The following is an 18,793-nucleotide window of genomic DNA, read 5'->3' on the forward strand; positions in this document are numbered from 1 at the left end:
CCGGCAGCCGTGGCTTAGAGCGGGTGCCGAAACCCTTCGAATTAGGCTAGAATGCACGGCCTCTAAGCACACCCCTTCCTGAGGCTGTCCCGACGATGTTGATCCTGCGCGGCGCTCCTGCCCTTTCTGCCTTTCGCCACGGTAAATTACTCGAGCAACTGAGCCAGAAAGTCCCCGCTGTTACTGGTTTGTATGCCGAATTTGCCCATTTCGCCGATGTCGACGGCGAGCTGACTGCCGACCAGCAGCAGGTGCTGGGGCGTCTGCTCAAGTACGGCCCGAGCGTGCCGGTACAGGAGCCGAGCGGCCGCCTGTTCCTGGTCGTGCCGCGCCTGGGCACCATTTCGCCGTGGGCCAGCAAGGCCAGCGACATTGCTCACAACTGCGGCCTGCAGTCGATCCAGCGCCTGGAGCGCGGTATTGCCTACTACGTTGCCGGCAGCCTGAGCGAAGCCGACGCCGAACTGATCGCCGCCGAGCTGCACGACCGCATGACCCAGCGCGTGCTCGGCCAGCTGGAGCAGGCCGCTGACCTGTTCAGCCATGCCCAGCCCAAGCCGATGACCTCGGTGGACATCCTCGCCGGTGGCCGTGACGCCCTGGCCAAGGCCAACATCGACCTGGGCCTGGCCCTGGCCGAAGACGAGATCGACTACCTGGTCAACGCCTTCCAGGGCCTCAAGCGCAACCCGAACGACATCGAACTGATGATGTTCGCCCAGGCCAACTCCGAGCACTGCCGCCACAAGATCTTCAACGCCAGTTGGGACATCGACGGCCAGGCTCAGGAAAAGAGCCTGTTCGGCATGATCAAGAACACCTACCAGATGCACAACGAAGGCGTGCTGTCTGCGTACAAGGACAACGCCTCGGTGATCGTCGGCAACGTTGCCGGCCGTTTCTTCCCGAACCCTGAAACCCGCCAGTACGGCGCGGTGCAGGAGCCGGTGCACATCCTGATGAAGGTCGAGACGCACAACCACCCGACCGCCATCGCCCCGTTCTCCGGCGCCTCCACCGGCTCCGGCGGCGAAATCCGCGACGAAGGCGCGACCGGCCGTGGCGCCAAGCCCAAGGCTGGCCTGACCGGCTTCACCGTGTCCAACCTGCGTATCCCGGGCTTCGAACAGCCGTGGGAGCAGGCCTACGGCAAGCCTGAGCGTATCGTCGACGCCCTCGACATCATGATTGAAGGCCCACTGGGTGGCGCTGCGTTCAACAACGAATTCGGTCGCCCGGCCCTGACCGGCTACTTCCGTACCTTCGAGCAGGCCATCAACACCCCGCACGGTGAAGAAGTTCGCGGCTACCACAAGCCGATCATGCTGGCCGGTGGCATGGGCAACATCCGTGAAGACCACGTGCAGAAAGGCGAGATCACTGTCGGCGCCAAGCTGATCGTGCTCGGCGGCCCGGCCATGCTGATCGGTCTGGGCGGCGGCGCCGCTTCGTCGGTGGCGACCGGTGCCAGCTCGGCTGACCTCGACTTCGCTTCGGTACAGCGCGAAAACCCGGAAATGGAGCGCCGTTGCCAGGAGGTCATCGACCGCTGCTGGCAGCTGGGCGACAACAACCCGATCGCCTTCATCCACGACGTTGGCGCCGGTGGTATCTCCAACGCCTTCCCAGAACTGGTCAACGATGGTGGCCGTGGTGGCCGCTTCGAACTGCGCAACGTGCCCAACGACGAGCCGGGCATGGCCCCGCACGAAATCTGGAGCAACGAATCGCAGGAGCGTTACGTGCTGGCCGTCAGCGCCGTCGACTTCGAGCGCTTCAAGGCAATCTGCGAGCGTGAGCGTTGCCCGTTTGCCGTAGTGGGTGAAGCGACTGAAGAGAAGCACCTGACCGTAAGCGACAGCCATTTCGGCAACACGCCGGTAGACATGCCGCTCGACGTACTGCTGGGCAAGCCGCCACGCATGCACCGTTCGGTTACCCGCGAAGCCGAGCTGGGCGATGACTTCGACCCGAGCAAGCTGGACCTGGACAACGCCGTTCAGCGCGTCCTCAGCCACCCGGCCGTGGCCAGCAAGAGCTTCCTGATCACCATCGGCGACCGTACCATCACCGGCCTGGTAGCCCGTGACCAGATGGTCGGCCCGTGGCAGGTACCGGTGGCCGACTGCGCCGTCACCGCCACCAGCTTCGACGTCTACACCGGTGAAGCCATGGCCATGGGCGAGCGCACCCCGCTGGCTCTGCTGGATGCCCCGGCGTCCGGCCGCATGGCAATTGGCGAGACACTGACCAACCTGGCTGCCTCGCGCATCGAGAAGCTGTCCGACATCAAACTGTCGGCCAACTGGATGTCTGCCGCCGGCCACCCAGGTGAAGACGCCCGCCTGTACGACACCGTCAAGGCTGTCGGCATGGAGCTGTGCCCGGAGCTGGGCATTACCATTCCGGTCGGCAAAGACTCGATGTCGATGAAGACCAAGTGGAGCGACGAGGGCGTAGAGAAGAGCGTTACCTCGCCAATGTCGCTGATCATCACCGGCTTCGCCCCGGTCACCGACATCCGCAAGACCCTGACCCCGCAACTGCGCATGGACAAGGGCGAGACCGACCTGATCCTGATCGACCTGGGCCGCGGCAAGAACCGCATGGGCGCTTCGATCCTGGCACAGACCTACGGCAAGATCGCTGCCCAGGCACCGGACGTCGACGACGCCGAAGACCTGAAGGCGTTCTTCGCCGTGATCCAGGGCCTGAACGAAGATGGTCACCTGCTGGCCTACCATGACCGTTCCGACGGCGGCCTGGTCACCACCGTGCTGGAAATGGCCTTCGCCGGCCACTGCGGCCTCGACCTGCACCTCGACCCGCTGACCGACAGCAAAGGCGACGTGCCGGCCATCCTCTTCAACGAAGAACTGGGCGCGGTCATCCAGGTTCGCCAGGATGCCACCCCGGACGTACTGGCACAGTTCAGCGCCGCTGGCCTGGGTGAAGGCTGCGTCGCGGTGATCGGCAAGCCGGTCAACAACGGTGAAGTGTCCATCAGCCTGAACGGCGAAGTGCTGTTCGACGACGACCGCCGCATGCTGCAGCGCCAGTGGGCCGAGACCAGCTACCAGATCCAGCGCCTGCGTGACAACGCCGACTGCGCCGACCAGGAATTCGACCTGCTGCTCGAGGAAGACAACCCGGGCCTGTCGGTCAAGCTGGGCTTCGACGTCAACGACGACATCGCCGCCCCGTACATCAAGAAGGGCGTGCGTCCGCAAGTGGCCATCCTGCGCGAGCAGGGCGTCAACGGTCAGGTCGAGATGGCAGCCGCCTTCGACCGCGCCGGCTTCGCCGCCATCGACGTGCACATGAGCGACATCCTCGCCGGCCGTGTCGACTTCGAGGCCTTCAAGGGCCTGGTCGCCTGCGGTGGCTTCTCCTACGGTGACGTGCTGGGTGCCGGTGAAGGCTGGGCCAAGTCGGCGCTGTTCAACAGCCGCGCCCGTGACGCCTTCCAGGCCTTCTTCGAGCGCACCGACAGCTTCGCCCTGGGCGTGTGCAACGGTTGCCAGATGATGTCCAACCTGCACGAACTGATCCCGGGCACCGAGCACTGGCCGCACTTCGTGCGCAACCGCTCGGAGCAGTTCGAGGCGCGTGTGGCCATGGTCGAAGTGCAGAAGTCCAACTCGATCTTCCTGCAGGGTATGGCCGGTTCGCGCATGCCGATCGCCATCGCCCACGGTGAAGGCCATGCCGAGTTCGCCAGCGAAGAGGCACTGCTGGCTGCGGACATGTCCGGCTGCGTGGCCCTGCGCTACGTCGACAACCACGGCAAGGTCACCGAAGCCTACCCGGCCAACCCGAACGGCTCGCCGCGTGGTATCACCGGCCTCACCAGCCGCGACGGCCGCGTGACCATCATGATGCCGCACCCGGAGCGTATGTTCCGTGCCGTGCAGAACTCCTGGCGCCCGGATGAGTGGCAGGAAGATGCCGCGCTGATGCGTATGTTCCGTAACGCACGGGTGTGGGTGAACTAAGGCGTGTACAAGCTCGCCTTCTTCGTCCCCGCCAGCCACGTCGAAGTGGTCAAGGCCGCTGTGTTCGCCGCTGGTGGCGGGCGCATCGGTGACTATGACCACTGCGCCTGGCAGACGCTGGGCCAGGGCCAGTTCCGCCCGCTGGACGGCAGCCAGCCGTTCCTCGGGCAAACCGGCCAGGTCGAGGCGGTGGAAGAGTGGAAGGTGGAGCTGGTGGTGGCTGACGATCTGATTGCCCAGGTCGTCGCTGCACTCAAGCAGAGCCACCCGTACGAGACGCCAGCCTACGAAGTCTGGCGGCTTGCCGAGTTCTAGACTGCATCAAGGCTATTCGCGGGCAAGCCCGCTCCTACAGGAATATCGCAGTCATAAGAACCTGTGATATCTCTGTGGGAGCTGGCTTGCCGGCGATAGGGCCCTACAATCCAGCCACAATCTCCTTGCCCTGCCCAGGCCGCTTCAACCACCCACAAGCCAGCAACCCCACCTCGAACAGCACCCACATCGGCACCGCCAGCATCGTCTGTGAAAACACATCCGGCGGCGTCAGGATCATCCCCACCACGAAGCAGCCGACGATCACGTAGGGCCTGCTGCGCCGCAATGTAGCCACATCGGCCAACCCCACCCAGACCACGATAAACGTCGCTACCGGGATCTCGAACGCCAGCCCGAACGCCAGAAACAGCGCAAGGATGAAGTCCAGGTACTGGCTGATATCGGTCATCATCGCCACCCCCTCCGGTGTCACGCTGGCAAAGAAGCCGAACATCATCGGGAACACCAGGAAAAAGGCGAAGGCCATGCCGGCGTAGAACAGCACGATGCTCGATACCAGCAACGGCAGGGCAATGCGCCGTTCACGGCGGTACAGCCCCGGCGCCAGAAAGCCCCAGGCCTGGTGCAGCAGTAGTGGCATGGCGATAAACACTGCGCACATCGCAGTCAGCTTGAACGGCGTCAGGAACGGCGAAGTGACGCTGGTGGCGATCATGCTCGCACCTTCCGGCAAGAAGCGCCGCAGCGGTTCGGAGATCAGCGTGTACAACGTCTGGGCGAAGGGGAACAGGCCGGCGAACACCAGCGCCACCAGCGCCAGGCAACGCACCAGGCGTTTGCGCAGGTCGCGCAGGTGTTCGGTCAGCGGCATGCTCGCCACCGGATCCATGGCAATGCTCATGAAAGGTTTTCCTTGGGGGGCGCGACCGTGGCCGCATCATTGGCCGGCTCCGCTTTCAGGCTGATGCCTTGGCGGATCTCCTGTTCCAGGCGCTGCAAAGGCGTACTGTCGAGATTGGGTAGCTCGACAGCGGGCAGTTCGATCTCCCGCTCCACCTGCCTGCGCAGGGCGTGCATGGCCCTGCGCGCCTGGCCCAGGCCGCGCCCGACGGTGCGTGCCGCCACCGGTAGGCGCTCCGGGCCTAAAACCAACAGCGCGACGATGCCGACCAGCAGCAACTCGCTGAAGCCTACCTCGAACATCAGGGCTGACGATCCGCTTGCGGTTGCTGCGTACCCTGACCTGTCAGCGGGCACTGTTGCTGCACCTGCGTATGCGCTGGGGGAGTGGCGTCGGTGTCACCGCCCATGGACTTGCGAAAACCCTGGATCGCCTCGCCCACATCGCTACCCAGGCCCTTGAGGCGCTTGGTACCAAACAGCAGGAATACGATCAGCAGTACGATCACCAGTTGCCAGATTCCAATGCCACCCATTGCGACCACTCCTCTAAGGTCATGAAAAGGAAAGACAATCCTGCCGCGCGCAGATGACGTACACATGACGAACGGTCACTGCCATCTACCTGCAACACCGGGCGTGTTGACTGGCGTCTTTATTCGGCGACAGAGGCAGGCAAGGATGGGTGGCAGGCAACAGCAGGGCGCGGCCCTGTTGATGGTGATGGTTGTGCTGGCGATGCTGGCGGCGGGCATGGCCTGGCTGGTGGAAGATGGCCGACGCCAGGTCGATGATGTGCGCCTGTTGCACCAGCGGGTGCAGGCGCGCGCGATGGAGCAGGCCGGCCTGGCCTATGCCGAGCAGGCCCTGCGTGACCCCAGCTGGCGGCTTAGCCCGCTGTTCTGGCAGGCCTTGCGCGGGCAGCCGTTGAACTACGATTTTGGCGCCGGCCAGGCGCAGTTGCGGGTGCGCGACCAGCACAGCTGTTTCAACGTCAATGCGCTGCTTGGCGCTGACGGCGAGCGTGCTGCGCGCCAGTTGCGTTACCTGCTGGGCGACGACATGGCTGCCGAGCGCCTGGTCGATGCCCTGGCCGACTGGCTGGATGCCGACAGCGATGCCCGCCTGCAGGGCGCCGAGAGCGCCCAGTACCTGCGCCAGCAACCACCGCGCCTGGCTGCCAACCAGCCGATGCTCGATACCAGCGAGCTGAATCTGCTACTGGAGCCGGACGCCAGCCGCCAGGGCCGTTACCCGATGCTGTGCGCCTTGCCGCAGACCACCGGCTGGCGGCTGAATGCCAATGCCCTGGGGTTGGAGCATCTGCCGTTGCTGGAGGCGCTGTATGAAGGGCGTTATCCGCGCTCGTTGCTCAGCCGCATCATCAGCGGACGGCCGGCGTCGGGATATGTGGATGCAACTGCGCTACGCCAGGCCCTGGGGGCGGTGGATGACGAAACTTTCGAACGCTTGAGCGAAGGGCTGCTGCTGAACAGCGGGTATTTCCTGTTGCAACTGTCGTTCGCGGAGGAGGGGCGGGTGATACGCAGCGAGTTCCAGGTGGAGGCATTGGGGGTGGTGCAATGGCATGCCCGGCTACCGGCGCAGCAAGTGCGGGTGCGTAGCCGCGAGCCGATAGCCTGGTAAGGCTTGAAATAGCCGGGGCTGCTCTGCAGCCCAATCGCCGGCAAGCCAGCCACATACGGGAATTGCACGGTATTCAGGACCTGTGATCGTGAGCTGAAACCAGCCGCGTGTACTGATAATCTTGCTAGTTGCGCCTGGCCTCGGAAAGACCATAACTTTCAGCTCGCCGTCTTGCGAGGCCAAACTTTGTGTCAGTAGCTCTGCGTGCCTATTGCCCTTACGGGCACCACCAAAACCAAGGTAGCTCGGCATTCATGCTTGGCTACAATGGTGAGCGAGAAGACTGCCGTTCCGGCACCTACCTGCTAGGCAATGGTTATCGGGCTTACAGCCCAGCCCTGAGGCGATTTCTTTCACCTGATGGCTGGAGCCCTTTTGGTGCAGGCGGACGAAATGCTTATAGCTATTGCTCAGGAAATCCAGTCATGGGGTCGGATCCAAGTGGTCACGCGGATCTAAGCGGTCTGCGTAAAGTACCGCAAAAGCTATTGAAGCAACCGCGAAGGGCAGGGGCCCAACACGCTCAGCGGCAGACTGCAGCACAGCGTGTGGAGGCACTACGTGCCAGACTACAGCGGCAACAAACACAAGCCGATATGCCCACACAAGCTGTTACGCAAACACTGAGAAACCCTATGGCTCAGCGGGGTACAGAGTATCTGGCTAACCGTCGTGCACCAGCAGGTAGTACAGATCAACAGCTGCCATCGGCCAACGGGGTTCGAACTCCGCCCCGCCATGAAACTGCGGGACCACAGCTACTTGACCTCGATCAGGCAGAGTCTCTGTATCAGCAACTTATTGACATTAATCGGCACGAACAAGTCTTTAGTCAGAATATTTCATATGTGGCAGAAGGCACCGAACTACGTTTAGATTATGAGCGAACCATGTCCAATATCAGAGAGCGCGCAGACCAAATCCGTAGTCGACTTGGTGTTGACGCACTCAGTTGGTTTCACTTCTGAGGAAATGGTTTGCCGGTGATTGGGCAGTTCCACGGGTACCGCGCAGCAAGTGCGGGTGCGTGGCTCAAATCCAATAGCCTGGTAGGGTAGCCGGGGCTGCTTTGCAGCCCATCGCGACACAAGGCCGCTCCTACAGGGGAATGCGATCCCTTGTAGGAGCGGCCTTGTGTCGCGATAGGGCCGCAAAGCGGCCCCCGTGCGCAGATCGATCAGGCGGTGCCGATCTCCCCGCCATCGATACGCTGGATCACCACGGTCGCAGCCCGCGGCCTTACCGTGGCACCTGCCGGGGTGGCATCGGTGGCCTTGTCGGTATACGGCCAGTTATCCGGGTGCTGGATGTTGACGAACAGCGTCTTGTTGTCCGGCGTAAAGGTAATCCCGGTCACTTCGCAGCCATTCGGTCCGACGAAGAAGCGGCGCAGGTCCACCTGGTTCTGCGCGTTCACCGGCACCTGCTTGCCGCTGGCATCCACCAGATTGGTGGGGATCACTGCCAGCAGCTGGTCGTTGGTGTAGTCGGTCACGGTGCTCTCGCCGTTGTCGGTCTCGAACCACAACACGCCACGGCTATCGAAGCTCATGCCGTCCGGGCTGGCGAACTGGTTCAGTTCGGTCAGGCCGGAGCGGTTGATGTCGGCGGTGCCCGCAGCGTTGGCGCCGAACACGAAGATGTCCCAGGTGAAGCTCAGCTGGTCGTCGCTGTCGTGCCAGCGGATGATGTGGCCGTGACGGTTCGGGCCGCGCGGGTTGGCTGCATCGACCTTTTCCGGGGTGCGCGCGCTGTTGTTGGTCAGGGTCAGGTACACGTCGCCGTTCAGCGGGTTGACCGTGGTCCATTCCGGGCGGTCCATCGGCGTTGCGCCCACCGCATCGCCAGCACCACGGGTGTTGAGGATGATGCCCGGCAGGTCGCCATACAGCGCACCCAAGGTGCTGCCGCCAGTGGTCGCAGTGCCTACGTCCAGCAGCAGCCAAACGCCAGTGCCGTCGGCATTGAAGCGGGCCACGTACAGCTTGCCCTGGTCAAGGTACTTGGCGCCGGTGGCCAGGCGGTCGGCCGGGTTGGCGTCGGCGGCGTCCCACACCGCGGTGGAAACCCACTTGTACAGGTACTCGTTGTTCGAGTCGTCACCCATGTACCAAACCAGCGGCTTGCCAGCGACGGGCAGGCCCGGGGCGCAGCCTTCGTGGCGGAAACGGCCCAGCGCGGTGCGCTTGGTGGCCAGTGTGGCGCTGTTGTACGGATCGATCTCGACGATGTAGCCGTAGGTGCTGGCTTCGTTGCGGTAGTCGTCGGTAGCGCTGGCGCCTTTTACGGTGACGTCGAAACGGGCGAACTCATCTGCCACTTCGCTGCTGTCACCGGCTGCGGTTTCCCACTTGTACTGGCCGCTGGAGGTACCCACGCCAATGCGGCGCTGGTCTTCAGGGCGGGTACCTTTGTTGACGAAGATGCCTGGCCAGTTCTCTTCACAGGTCAGGTAGGTACCCCAGGGGGTGTAGCCGTTGCCGCAGTTGTTGTTGGTGCCGCGGCAGTGGGTGCCGTCCGGCGAATACTTGGTCTTCACGTGATCGGTGCCGCGCAGGGGGCCGGTTATTTCCATGCGCGAGGCGGTAGTGAAACGGCGGTTGAGCGGGTCGTTGTCGACCACCTGCCAGCGGCCGCCGATTTTCTGCAGGCGCACCACGCCGGCGCCGTGGGCGTTGATTTCCTTGCGCACTTCCTCGACCGGGCGCTTGCCGTTCACATCGGTGGTCGGGCCGGCCGGGTGCAGGGCGGCGGTGTCGATGTACTCGAAGTTGATCGCCAGCAGGCCGTCTTCGGAGCTGCCGTTGATGGGGAAGAAGTGCATGCCATCATGGTGCATGCCCATGGCGTTGGCCTGGTCGGTCGAGGTGTTGCTGCCGTCGGATTTCCACGGGTTGCCATTGCTGTTGATCGGCGTGCCCCAGGGTGCCAGCACGTAGGCGCTGTAGCCGGCGGCTACCACACAGGCGTCGGTGCGCGAGCCCGGAATGGACTGGAAGCCCAGGGCCAGTTTCGGCACTTCCGGCTCAGTCACGGGGGGCTCGGTCACTGGCGGTTCGGTGACCGGGTCATCGTGGTCGGAACCCCCACCGTCGAAGCAGCCTGTCAGGCCGGTACCGGCAATCATGGCGATGGCGGCGCCCAGGCTGCCACGCATCACGCTGCGGCGGCTCAGGTAGGCGTCCATGACGCTGGCCATCGGCAGGTTGCCGCTTTGGTTCCGGTCCAGGTTGTCGCCGGTATCTCGACTCATCAGGGTGTCCTTATGTTGGCTGAGTTGGAGGAACCGCGACTTTAGTGCGCAAATATGATGATTCATTGGCAGAAATGTTAAAGGGGTTTTAAAACAACTCGCTCTTAGAAGCGTGCTCTACAGATCACTTTGGAATGGCTGTCGGATTTCTGCCATCAAACTGTAATGCCAACGCCGCAACATCCGGTGCCCTGAGTGAACATGGATAAGGATGGCGGGTTCGATGGCAAGCAGTGTGCACAGGCGCGAAGTGATCGGCTGGATGGGTATCGGTGCCTTGGCACCGTTGCTCGGCGCCTGCTCCGCCTTCCCTGGGCAGCAGGGCGGCAACGCCAGCCTCGACCTGCTGTACGTGGCCGATACCCTCGATGCCCGCCAAGCTGGCCAGGCCGTGGTGCCGGCCACCCGCCTGGGGCCGGTCAGCCATCTGGGCCGCGCACCATGGATGACCGGCAGCAGTGCCAGTATCGCCTACCCGCAACTGGCGCCACTGCTCGATGCCAGCCAGGCTGCATCTGCCCAGCTGGGCGGCTATGCGGTGCTGGCGGCGTTGCTCGAGCAACTGCGCGGCGAGGCTGGGGCGGGCAACAGCCTGACCCTGGAAAACGGCCAGGGCTGGAATGGCAGTGGCCTGGCCTACTTGACCCAGGGCGAAAGCGGCCTGCAGGGCAGCCAACTGCTGGGCAGCGAAGCGCGGGTCAGCAGCGACGAGCGCGTGCTGTGGCCACAGCGCAGCCCGGCGCTGTATCGCCAGGCTGGCACCGTTACCCTGGGCGCCGGGCTGGCAGACACGCAACGCCGGGCTTTGGGCCTGGAAGCCTTGCACATCTTCGAACGTGGCGGTGCACGTATTGCTGTGGTCGGCGTGACCGACCCCTACGCCCAGGACCAGAAAGCCTCTCTTAAACAGTGGTACCAATCATTGCAGCCGGTGTTCGAACAGGCGCGGCGCGATGCTGACCTGGTGGTAGCCATGGCCGATGTCGGTACCGGGCCGGGCCTGTGGCTGGCCGAGCGGGTGCCGCAGATCGACGTGCTGCTGTGCGCCCGCGGCCAGGACCTGTGGCCGGCGCCGGTCGAGGTTAGCCAGGCCAGCGGCCGCCGCGTGCCGGTGCTGTTCGCTGGGTGCCGGGGCAGCGGCGCCTTCCGCCTGCGCTGCCAGCGCGTGGCGGGGTTGTGGCAGTTCGATGGGCGTTTCTACCCGGCCTTTGAGCACCAGCTGGCACCCGCCGCGCAGCAGCGTATCGGGGCATTGCAGGCAGAACTGCGCCAGCAGCGCGCCGGCCACGCGGCCTGGCTCGATCAACCGCTGGCCCGCGCGCCCCAGGCGCTGTGGCGCCGCGACACCCGAGGCGGCAGCTGGGACCGTCTGCTGCATCAGGCCCTGGCCGATGACAGCAGCATGTCGGTGCTGCTGCCGGGCCTGCGCTATGACTACCCGCTGCCCGCCGGGGCGGCCATTACCCGCGAACACCTGATCAGCCTCACCGGTGGCTACCCGGCACCGGTGGTCGAAGCGCCGGCCCGGCAGGTCGAACAAGTGCTGGAAAACGCCGCGGAGCAACTGTTCGGCGACCCGCTGCTGCTGGACAACAGCCAGGACCTGCCGCGCTGGCAGGGCCAGGCCTGGCGTGTCAGCTACAGCCCGCAAGGCAAGCGCATCAGTGGCCTGGAACCGGTGCAGGGCCTGTGCCGCACCTTTGGCCTGCAATTCGAAACCCAGGCCGGCGAGCCGCTGTGGCAACGGGTCGAAGCCTGGCTCGCCCGCCAGCCGACCGACTGGCAACTGGCGCCGCTGCAACTGCCCGAAGTGCGTTACGTGCAGGGGCACCCGGGCTGGCACCCAAGGCAACTGGCCTCGTGATGCTCGCCTCGCGCCTGCTGACTGGCGCTGGCCTGACCCTGGCCGGCTGGCTGGCCGCCCAGTGCGTGCTGCAACTGGGCCGCCAGCCGCAACCGGCCACTGCGCCTGCCGTGGCCGACAAACCGTTGCCTGGCTTGATGGTCGGCCATTGGCAGGTACCCGTCGACGACGGTGCCATCGCCATCACCCGCCTGCCGTTGCAATACCTGGGTGGCCTCAAGGCCCAGCCGCTGGCCTCCAGCGTGGTGGTGCTGCGCTATGGCGAGCAGGTGCGCACCTTGGCCCGCGGCCAGCGCCTGGCGCCAGGGATCGTGCTGCAGGACATCGACAGCGATGGCCTGATTTTCAACAACCAGGGGCGGCGTGAACGCCTGCCCTGGCCGCCACGCCCCGCCGTGACCGGCTTCAAGCGGCAAGGATGAACGATGCCTGTTAGATATTGCGTGGCGGCCGCGCTGAGCCTGGCCCTGTCCATGGCCTGTGCTGAAGAGCCGGTGTTCGACGACAACGGTACGCCGATGTACGAGGTGAACTTCGTCGACACCGAACTGGGCGAGTTCATCGACAGCGTGTCGCGCATCACCGGCACCACCTTCATCGTCGACCCCCGGGTCAAGGGCAAGGTCACCGTGCGCACCGTCGACCTGCACGACGCCGATGCCATCTACGACATCTTTCTGGCCCAGCTGCGCGCCCAGGGCTACGCCACTGTCGACCTGCCCAACGGCAGCGTGAAGATCGTTCCCGACCAGGCCGCCCGCCTGGAGCCTGTGCCGGTGGAGGCGGGAGGGCAGCAGGGGGAAGGCAGCGACAGTGTGGCTACGCGGGTATTCAATGTGCGCAACGCCGCCAGCGAGCAGGTGCTGGGCATTCTCAAGCCCCTGATCGACCCACGGGTCGGTGTGATCACACCTTATCCGGCAGCGCACCAGTTGGTAGTTACCGACTGGCGCAGCAACCTGGAACGTATCGCCAGCTTGCTGCGCCAGCTCGACCGCCCCCAGGACGCACCAGGCAGTGGCAGTACCCAGGTCATCTACTTGCGCCATGCCAATGCTGGTGAAGTGGTCAAGGTGTTGCGCGGGCTCAGCCAGGAAGGCATGGCGCCCTCTGAAGGTGCTGGCGAAGCAGAGGGCAAGGAAAGGCCCGTAGTGCCTGTCGCCGGAGGCTCGGGCATCCGCCTGGAATACGAAGAAGGCACCAACGCCGTGGTCATGGTCGGCCCCGACAGCGAGCTGGCTGCTTACCGCGCCATCGTCCAGCAGCTGGACATCCGCCGTGCCCAGGTAGTGGTGGAAGCGATCATCGCCGAGGTGTCCGACAGCAGCGCCCAGGAGCTGGGCGTGCAGTGGCTGTTCGCCGACGAGAAGTTCGGTGCCGGCATCGTCAATTTCGGCAGTAACGGGGTGAACATCGCCAGCATCGCCGGGGCCGCTGCCAGTGGCGACAACGAGGCCCTTGGCGATTTGCTGTCCAGCACCACCGGCGCCATGGCGGGTATCGGCCATTTCGGCGGCGGTTTCAATTTCGCCATGCTGGTCAACGCGCTGAAGGGCAAGAGCGGCTTCAACCTGCTGTCCACGCCCACCCTGCTGACCCTGGACAACGCCGAGGCGTCGATCCTGGTCGGCCAGGAAGTGCCCTTCGTCACCGGATCGGTGACGCAGAACAACGCCAACCCGTACCAGACCATCGAGCGCAAGGAAGTCGGGGTGAAGCTGCGCATCAAGCCGCAGATCAACGTCGACAACAGCGTGCGCCTGGACATCGTCCAGGAAGTGTCGTCGATTGCCGACACCACGGCTGCCAGCGACGTGATCACCAACAAGCGCGAGATCAAGACCAAGGTCATGGTCGAGGACAACGGCCTGGTGATCCTCGGCGGCCTGATCAGCGACGAACTGAGCACCAGCGACCAGCGTGTGCCGCTGCTTGGCGATATCCCTTACCTGGGCCGGCTGTTCCGCTCCGACGCCACGAAGAACACCAAGCAGAACCTGATGGTGTTCATCCGCCCGCGCATCCTGCGTGACGGGCCGAGCCTGGCCGGGCTCAGCGAAGACAAGTACCGCACCTTGCAGCAGACCACGCCGCTGCAGTTACCCGACCTGGCGGATGCGCAAAACGCTACGCCGCTGTTGCAGGTGTTCCCCTCCAGCCGCGCACGGCTGGAAGGCGGTGACTGGTGATGCTGCCCTATCGCCAGGCACGGCAGAGCGGGGTGGCCATGGCCCCTGCGGAGGAGGGCTGGCAGCTATGGTTGCGGCACGACGCCGACAGCGCCCAATTGCAGGAGCTGCTGCGCGTGCACGGCCAGCCAAGCCTGCTCGAATACCTGGAGCCTGCACTGTTCGACGAACGCCTCGGCCAGCTGTACCAGGCCGGCGATGCTGCCACCGAGGCGCTGATCGAGGGCATCGGCGACCAGGTCGACCTGGACAGCCTGATGAGCGAAATGCCGCGCATCGAGGACCTGCTGGAAAGCGACGATGAAGCCCCGGTGATCCGCCTGATCAACGGCCTGTTCGGCCAGGCCCTGCGCCTGCGCGCTTCGGACATTCATATAGAAACCTTCGAGCAGAGCCTCGTGGTGCGCCTGCGGGTCGATGGCCACCTGCGCGAAGTGTTGCGCCCACCGCGTGCGCTGTCGGCCATGCTGGTGTCGCGGATCAAGGTCATGGCCCGTCTGGACATCGCCGAAAAGCGCCAGCCCCAGGATGGCCGTATCACCCTGCGTGCGGCGGGGCGCGAAGTGGATGTGCGGGTCTCGACACTGCCCGGCATCCACGGCGAACGGGTGGTGATGCGCGTGCTCGACAAGCAGGCCAGCCTGCTGGCGCTGGGCAACCTGGGCATGCCGGCGGCGGTGTTGCAAGGCCTGCGCAGTTGCCTGGCGCGGCCCAACGGCATAGTGCTGTCCACGGGGCCGACCGGTTCGGGCAAGACCACGACCCTGTATGCCAGCCTCAACAGCCTCAACGACGGCAGCCGCAATATCCTCACTGTCGAGGACCCGGTGGAATACGCTATCGCCGGCATCGGCCAGACTGCCATCAACCCGCGTGCCGGGCTGACCTTTGCCAGCGGCCTGCGCGCCATCCTGCGCCAGGACCCGGACGTGATCATGCTCGGCGAAATCCGTGACCAGGAGACCGCGCAGATCGCCGTGCAGGCCAGCCTCACCGGTCACCTGGTGTTGTCCACGCTGCACACCAACAGTGCGGTGGGCGCGGTGACCCGCCTGCGCGACATGGGCATCGAACCGTTCCTGATTGCCTCGTGCCTGCGCGGCGTACTGGCCCAGCGTTTGGTGCGGCGCCTGTGCAGTTGCGCCGTGGCGCACCCGCTGCAGCCGGCGGAACGCGACCTGTGGCCCGAGCTGGCAGCGCTGGGCAGCAGCTACCATGCGGTGGGCTGCGAGCAGTGCCAGGGCAGCGGGTATGTCGGGCGCCTGGGCCTGTATGAATTCATCGAGCTGGATGCCGGGCTGATCGGCCTGTTGTACGACGGCGCCAGTGAGCTGGCCATGCAGGACTACCTGGCCGAGCGCCGGCAGAGTCTGGTGGCGATGGCCAGTGACTGCCTGGCCCGTGGCGAGACCAGCCTGGCCGAAGTACTGCGCGTGGTGCAGGGCTGAGCCATGCCGACCTATCGCTACCAGGCCGTCGACCTCGCCGGCAAGACCCACAAGGCCAGCTTGCAGGCCGACAGCGAACGTCATGCCCGCCAGTTGTTGCGTGAGCAGGGCCTGTTCGCCCGCCGCTTGCAGCGTCACGAAGCCGGCACCCGGCAACCCCGGCGCCAGCGCCTGAGCCGCGCCCAGCTGTGCGAACTGACTCGTCAGCTGGCCACCCTGACCGGTGCCGGTATCCCTCTGGTCGACGCCCTGGCTACCCTGGAACGGCAACTGCGCCAGCCCGCCCTGCACAGTGTGCTGGTGGCCTTGTGCGGCTCGTTGGCCGAAGGCCTGGGCCTGGCTCGCAGCCTGGCACGTCAGGGGGCACCGTTTACCGGCCTGTACTGCGCGCTGGTCGAGGCCGGCGAGCGGTCCGGCCGCCTGGCCCAGGTGCTGACCCGCCTCGCCGACCATCTGGAGCAGGTTCAACGACAGCAGCACAAGGCACGTACCGCGCTGATTTACCCCGCCGTGTTGATGGGGGTGTCGCTTGCCGTGGTGGTAGGCCTGATGACCTTCGTCGTACCCAAGCTCACCGAACAGTTCGCCCATGCCGGGCAAAGCCTGCCGCTCATTACCTCGTTACTGATCGGCCTGAGCCAAGGGTTGGTGCAGGCCGGGCCCTGGCTTTTGGCGCTGGCCCTGTTGCTTGGAGCGCTCGGCGGCTGGTTGCTGCGCAAGCCGCACTGGTGCCTGCGCCGTGACCAGCTGCTGCTACGCCTGCCACATATAAGCAACCTGCTGCAGGTGCTGGAAAGCGCGCGCCTGGCACGCAGCCTGGCAATCCTCAGCGGCAGTGGCGTGGCCCTGCTCGAAGCCCTGCAAGTGGCCACCGAAACCGTCGGCAACCGGCGTATCCGCCTGGCCATGGAGCAGGTGCGCCAGCAAGTTCAGGGCGGCACCAGCCTGCATCGCGCGCTGGATGCCAGCCAGCAGTTCCCGCCGTTGCTGGTGAACATGGTCGGCAGCGGCGAGGCCAGCGGCACCCTGGCCGACATGCTCGAGCGCGTGGCCGATGACCAGGAGCGCGGTTTCGCCCGCCAGGTCGATACCGCCATGGCGCTGTTCGAACCCCTGATGATCCTGGTGATGGGCGCCGTGGTGCTGTTCATCGTGCTGGCGGTGCTGTTGCCGATCATGCAACTCAACCAGGGCCTGCAACTTTGACGACAAGGAGTACTGCCATGCAGCATCGACGTAACCGCCAGCGCGGTTTCACCCTCATGGAAATCATGGTGGTGATTTTCATCATCGGCCTGCTCATCGCCGTGGTCGCGCCCAGCGTGCTGGGCAACCAGGACAAGGCCATGAAGCAGAAGGTGATGGCCGACCTGGCCACCCTGGAGCAGGCGCTGGACATGTACCGCCTGGACAACCTGCGCTTCCCCAGTAGCGAGCAGGGCCTGGCCGCGCTGGTGAAAAAGCCGGCCCAGGAGCCGCTGCCACGGGCCTGGCGCAGCGACGGCTACGTGCGCCGCCTGCCGGAGGACCCGTGGGGCACCCCTTACCAGTACCGCATGCCCGGCGAACATGGCCGGGTCGACGTGTACTCGCTGGGTGCCGACGGGCTGCCGGGCGGCGAAGGCCAGGATGCCGACCTGGGTAACTGGGAGCTGTAACGGGTGCGTCGTCAGCGGGGCTTCAGCCTGATCGAATTGCTGGTGGTGCTGGCCATCGCCGGGCTGATGACCGGATTGGCGGTGGCCGGGTTCGGCAACAGCCAGGCCAGTGTCGACCAGGCGCTGCAACGGCTGGCGAGCGAGGCCCGGTCGCAGGCCGCGCTGGCCCGGCATGCCGGGCAGCTGCGCGGGCTGCGCTGGAATGGCCAGCGTCCGGAGTTCGTCCGGCGCGAGGGTAATGGCTGGGTGGTCGAGGCAGTCGCCCTTGGTGACTGGCCCAAGGGGCTGCGCCCGGACTGGCCGGCCAGCCCGCAGCCGCGCCTGTTGTTCACTCCGCATGGCTGGGCGCAACCAGGCAAGGTGCGCTGGCGTTGGGCCGATGGCAGCCAGCAATGGGCCTGGAGCCGCGATGGCCGCTTGCAGGTGGTGGTCGCCCCATGAAGCGACATCAGCATGGCTTCACCCTGCTTGAGGTGACCGTGGCCCTGGCGATTGCCGCGGTGCTGGCGGTGATCACCAGCCAGGTTTTGCGCCAGCGCCTGGCGGTGCAGGACAACCTGCAGCAACACCGCCTTGGCCTGCTATGCGCGCGAGAACTGCAAACCCGCTTTGCCGTCGAGCAGTACTGGCCAGCTGAAAACCAGGTTGGCGGTGAACTGAGCCAAGGCGGCCAGCGCTGCCACTGGCAACTGCAACTGCGCCGCACCGGCGTACGCGACCTGCGCCGTGGCGAGCTGCTGTTGTTCGCCGACCGCGACCAGCGCCTGCCGCTAGGCCAGTACACCGTGTTCCTGGAGCGGCCATGAGTTACAGAAACCGTGAAGCTTGTGCGGTCCCTGTAGGAGCGGGTTTACCCGCGAAGCAGGCAACGCGGTGGATGGCACCGGCTTCGCCGGTGTTCGCGGGTGAACCCGCTCCCACAGAGGCCCGGTACCACCCCGCGCAGATGCCTGCCCCTGGAGCGGCCATGAGTTACAGAGACCGTGAAGCTTGTGCGGTCCCTGTAGGAGCGGGTTTACCCGCGAAGCAGGCACCGCGGTGCATGGCACCGGCTTCGCCGGTGTTCGCGGGTGAACCCGCTCCTACAGATGCCCAGTTCCACCCCGCGCAGATGCCTGCCCCTGGAGCAGCCGTGAGTTGCAGAGATCGTGAAGCTTGTGCGGTCCCTGTAGGAGCGGGTTTACCCGCGAAGCAGGCACCGCGGTGCATGGCACCGGCTTCGCCGGTGTTCGCGGGTGAACCCGCTCCTACAGATGCCCAGTTCCACCCCGCGCAGATGCCTGCCCCTGGAGCAGCCGTGAGTTGCAGAGATCGTGAAGCTTGTGCGGTCCCTGTAGGAGCGGGTTTACCCGCGAAGCAGGCACCGCGGTGCATGGCACCGGCTTCGCCGGTGTTCGCGGGTGAACCCGCTCCTACAGATGCCCAGTTCCACCCCGCGCAGATGCCTGCCCCTGGAGCAGCCGTGAGTTGCGGAGACCGTGAAGCTTGTGCGGTCCCTGTAGGAGCGGGTTTACCCGCGAAGCAGGCACCGCGGTGCATGGCACCGGCTTCGCCGGTGTT

General features: G+C 65.2%; 15 protein-coding genes and 1 pseudogene. 12 read left to right on the plus strand and 4 right to left on the minus strand.

Annotated elements, in window-relative coordinates; all coding sequences use genetic code 11:
• The first annotated feature begins 95 nt into the window (after nt 1-95).
• Nucleotides 96-3,995, plus strand: coding sequence for a phosphoribosylformylglycinamidine synthase (gene purL, locus NY023_RS05550; protein ID WP_013971159.1), 3,900 nt, complete (start codon nt 96-98; stop codon nt 3,993-3,995).
• Nucleotides 3,996-3,998: 3 nt separating this feature from the next.
• Nucleotides 3,999-4,310, plus strand: a complete 312-nt coding sequence (locus NY023_RS05555; protein WP_013971160.1) for a YqfO family protein — start codon at nt 3,999-4,001, stop codon at nt 4,308-4,310.
• Between the two features lie 103 nt (nt 4,311-4,413).
• Here the strand turns inward: NY023_RS05555 and tatC are convergent, their stop codons facing one another.
• The 3 genes from tatC to tatA are packed head-to-tail and all read right to left on the minus strand — an operon-like array spanning nt 4,414 to nt 5,710.
• A complete protein-coding gene (tatC, locus tag NY023_RS05560) occupies nt 4,414-5,175 on the minus strand; it encodes a twin-arginine translocase subunit TatC (protein WP_013971161.1) in 762 nt (253 codons plus the stop codon).
• Nucleotides 5,172-5,477 carry a Sec-independent protein translocase protein TatB gene (gene tatB, locus NY023_RS05565; protein ID WP_013971162.1) on the minus strand — a complete coding sequence of 102 codons (306 nt, stop codon included), beginning with the start codon at nt 5,475-5,477 and terminating at the stop codon, nt 5,172-5,174. The genes tatC and tatB overlap by 4 nt, the downstream gene beginning before the upstream one ends.
• Nucleotides 5,477-5,710 carry a twin-arginine translocase TatA/TatE family subunit gene (gene tatA / locus NY023_RS05570; RefSeq protein ID WP_013971163.1) on the minus strand — a complete coding sequence of 78 codons (234 nt, stop codon included), beginning with the start codon at nt 5,708-5,710 and terminating at the stop codon, nt 5,477-5,479. Before tatA ends, tatB begins: the two co-directional genes overlap by 1 nt.
• Before the next feature lie 145 nt (nt 5,711-5,855).
• On the opposite strand from tatA, the gene gspK reads away from it, so the two are divergent.
• Together gspK and NY023_RS05580 are read left to right on the plus strand one after the other, a co-directional pair.
• Nucleotides 5,856-6,821, plus strand: a complete 966-nt coding sequence (gene gspK, locus NY023_RS05575; RefSeq protein WP_013971164.1) for a type II secretion system minor pseudopilin GspK — start codon at nt 5,856-5,858, stop codon at nt 6,819-6,821.
• Between the two features lie 206 nt (nt 6,822-7,027).
• Nucleotides 7,028-7,288, plus strand: a pseudogene (locus NY023_RS05580) (RHS repeat-associated core domain-containing protein); the annotation flags it as partial.
• Nucleotides 7,289-7,998: 710 nt separating this feature from the next.
• Here the strand turns inward: NY023_RS05580 and NY023_RS05585 are convergent.
• Nucleotides 7,999-10,074, minus strand: a complete 2,076-nt coding sequence (locus NY023_RS05585; RefSeq protein WP_013971165.1) for a PhoX family protein — start codon at nt 10,072-10,074, stop codon at nt 7,999-8,001.
• Between the two features lie 223 nt (nt 10,075-10,297).
• Here NY023_RS05585 and NY023_RS05590 point away from each other — a divergent pair, with 223 nt between their 5' ends.
• From NY023_RS05590 to NY023_RS05625, 8 genes are read left to right on the plus strand one after another with little or no spacing between them, the layout of a single operon-like run.
• Entirely contained in the window at nt 10,298-11,938 is a 1,641-nt protein-coding gene (locus NY023_RS05590; protein WP_038408930.1) for a lipoprotein UxpA, read from the plus strand.
• Nucleotides 11,935-12,360 (plus strand): pilus assembly protein PilZ, encoded by a 426-nt coding sequence (locus tag NY023_RS05595; protein ID WP_013971167.1) that lies wholly within the window; start codon nt 11,935-11,937, stop codon nt 12,358-12,360. The genes NY023_RS05590 and NY023_RS05595 overlap by 4 nt, the downstream gene beginning before the upstream one ends.
• A 3-nt stretch (nt 12,361-12,363) precedes the next feature.
• Nucleotides 12,364-14,127 carry a type II secretion system secretin GspD gene (gspD, locus tag NY023_RS05600; RefSeq protein ID WP_023663089.1) on the plus strand — a complete coding sequence of 588 codons (1,764 nt, stop codon included), beginning with the start codon at nt 12,364-12,366 and terminating at the stop codon, nt 14,125-14,127.
• Nucleotides 14,127-15,575 carry a GspE/PulE family protein gene (locus NY023_RS05605; protein ID WP_013971169.1) on the plus strand — a complete coding sequence of 483 codons (1,449 nt, stop codon included), beginning with the start codon at nt 14,127-14,129 and terminating at the stop codon, nt 15,573-15,575. Before gspD ends, NY023_RS05605 begins: the two co-directional genes overlap by 1 nt.
• 3 nt (nt 15,576-15,578) lie before the next feature.
• Entirely contained in the window at nt 15,579-16,781 is a 1,203-nt protein-coding gene (gene gspF / locus NY023_RS05610) for a type II secretion system inner membrane protein GspF (RefSeq protein ID WP_013971170.1), read from the plus strand.
• 17 nt (nt 16,782-16,798) lie between these two features.
• Nucleotides 16,799-17,233 (plus strand): type II secretion system major pseudopilin GspG, encoded by a 435-nt coding sequence (gspG, locus tag NY023_RS05615; protein ID WP_013971171.1) that lies wholly within the window; start codon nt 16,799-16,801, stop codon nt 17,231-17,233.
• Between the two features lie 3 nt (nt 17,234-17,236).
• Nucleotides 17,237-17,674 (plus strand): type II secretion system minor pseudopilin GspH, encoded by a 438-nt coding sequence (gspH, locus tag NY023_RS05620; protein WP_013971172.1) that lies wholly within the window; start codon nt 17,237-17,239, stop codon nt 17,672-17,674.
• Nucleotides 17,671-18,039: a type II secretion system protein GspI gene (locus NY023_RS05625; RefSeq protein ID WP_316927888.1), complete on the plus strand. Its 369-nt coding sequence runs from the start codon at nt 17,671-17,673 to the stop codon at nt 18,037-18,039. Before gspH ends, NY023_RS05625 begins: the two co-directional genes overlap by 4 nt.
• The last annotated feature ends 754 nt before the right edge of the window (nt 18,040-18,793 follow it).

Origin of the sequence: Pseudomonas sp. NBB (genome assembly GCF_032701105.1) — a bacterium.
Classification (GTDB): Bacteria; Pseudomonadota; Gammaproteobacteria; order Pseudomonadales; family Pseudomonadaceae; genus Aquipseudomonas; species Aquipseudomonas asiatica.

Coding starts and splice junctions, on each gene's coding strand:
- NY023_RS05625 (WP_316927888.1), top strand. CDS start 17,671: ATGAAGCGACATCAGCATGGCTTCACCCTGCTTGAGGTGACCGTGGCC.
- gspG (WP_013971171.1), top strand. CDS start 16,799: ATGCAGCATCGACGTAACCGCCAGCGCGGTTTCACCCTCATGGAAATC.
- NY023_RS05585 (WP_013971165.1), bottom strand. CDS start 10,074: ATGAGTCGAGATACCGGCGACAACCTGGACCGGAACCAAAGCGGCAAC.
- tatC (WP_013971161.1), bottom strand. CDS start 5,175: ATGAGCATTGCCATGGATCCGGTGGCGAGCATGCCGCTGACCGAACAC.
- tatB (WP_013971162.1), bottom strand. CDS start 5,477: ATGTTCGAGGTAGGCTTCAGCGAGTTGCTGCTGGTCGGCATCGTCGCG.
- tatA (WP_013971163.1), bottom strand. CDS start 5,710: ATGGGTGGCATTGGAATCTGGCAACTGGTGATCGTACTGCTGATCGTA.
- purL (WP_013971159.1), top strand. CDS start 96: ATGTTGATCCTGCGCGGCGCTCCTGCCCTTTCTGCCTTTCGCCACGGT.
- gspF (WP_013971170.1), top strand. CDS start 15,579: ATGCCGACCTATCGCTACCAGGCCGTCGACCTCGCCGGCAAGACCCAC.
- NY023_RS05590 (WP_038408930.1), top strand. CDS start 10,298: ATGGCAAGCAGTGTGCACAGGCGCGAAGTGATCGGCTGGATGGGTATC.
- gspK (WP_013971164.1), top strand. CDS start 5,856: ATGGGTGGCAGGCAACAGCAGGGCGCGGCCCTGTTGATGGTGATGGTT.
- gspD (WP_023663089.1), top strand. CDS start 12,364: ATGCCTGTTAGATATTGCGTGGCGGCCGCGCTGAGCCTGGCCCTGTCC.
- NY023_RS05605 (WP_013971169.1), top strand. CDS start 14,127: ATGCTGCCCTATCGCCAGGCACGGCAGAGCGGGGTGGCCATGGCCCCT.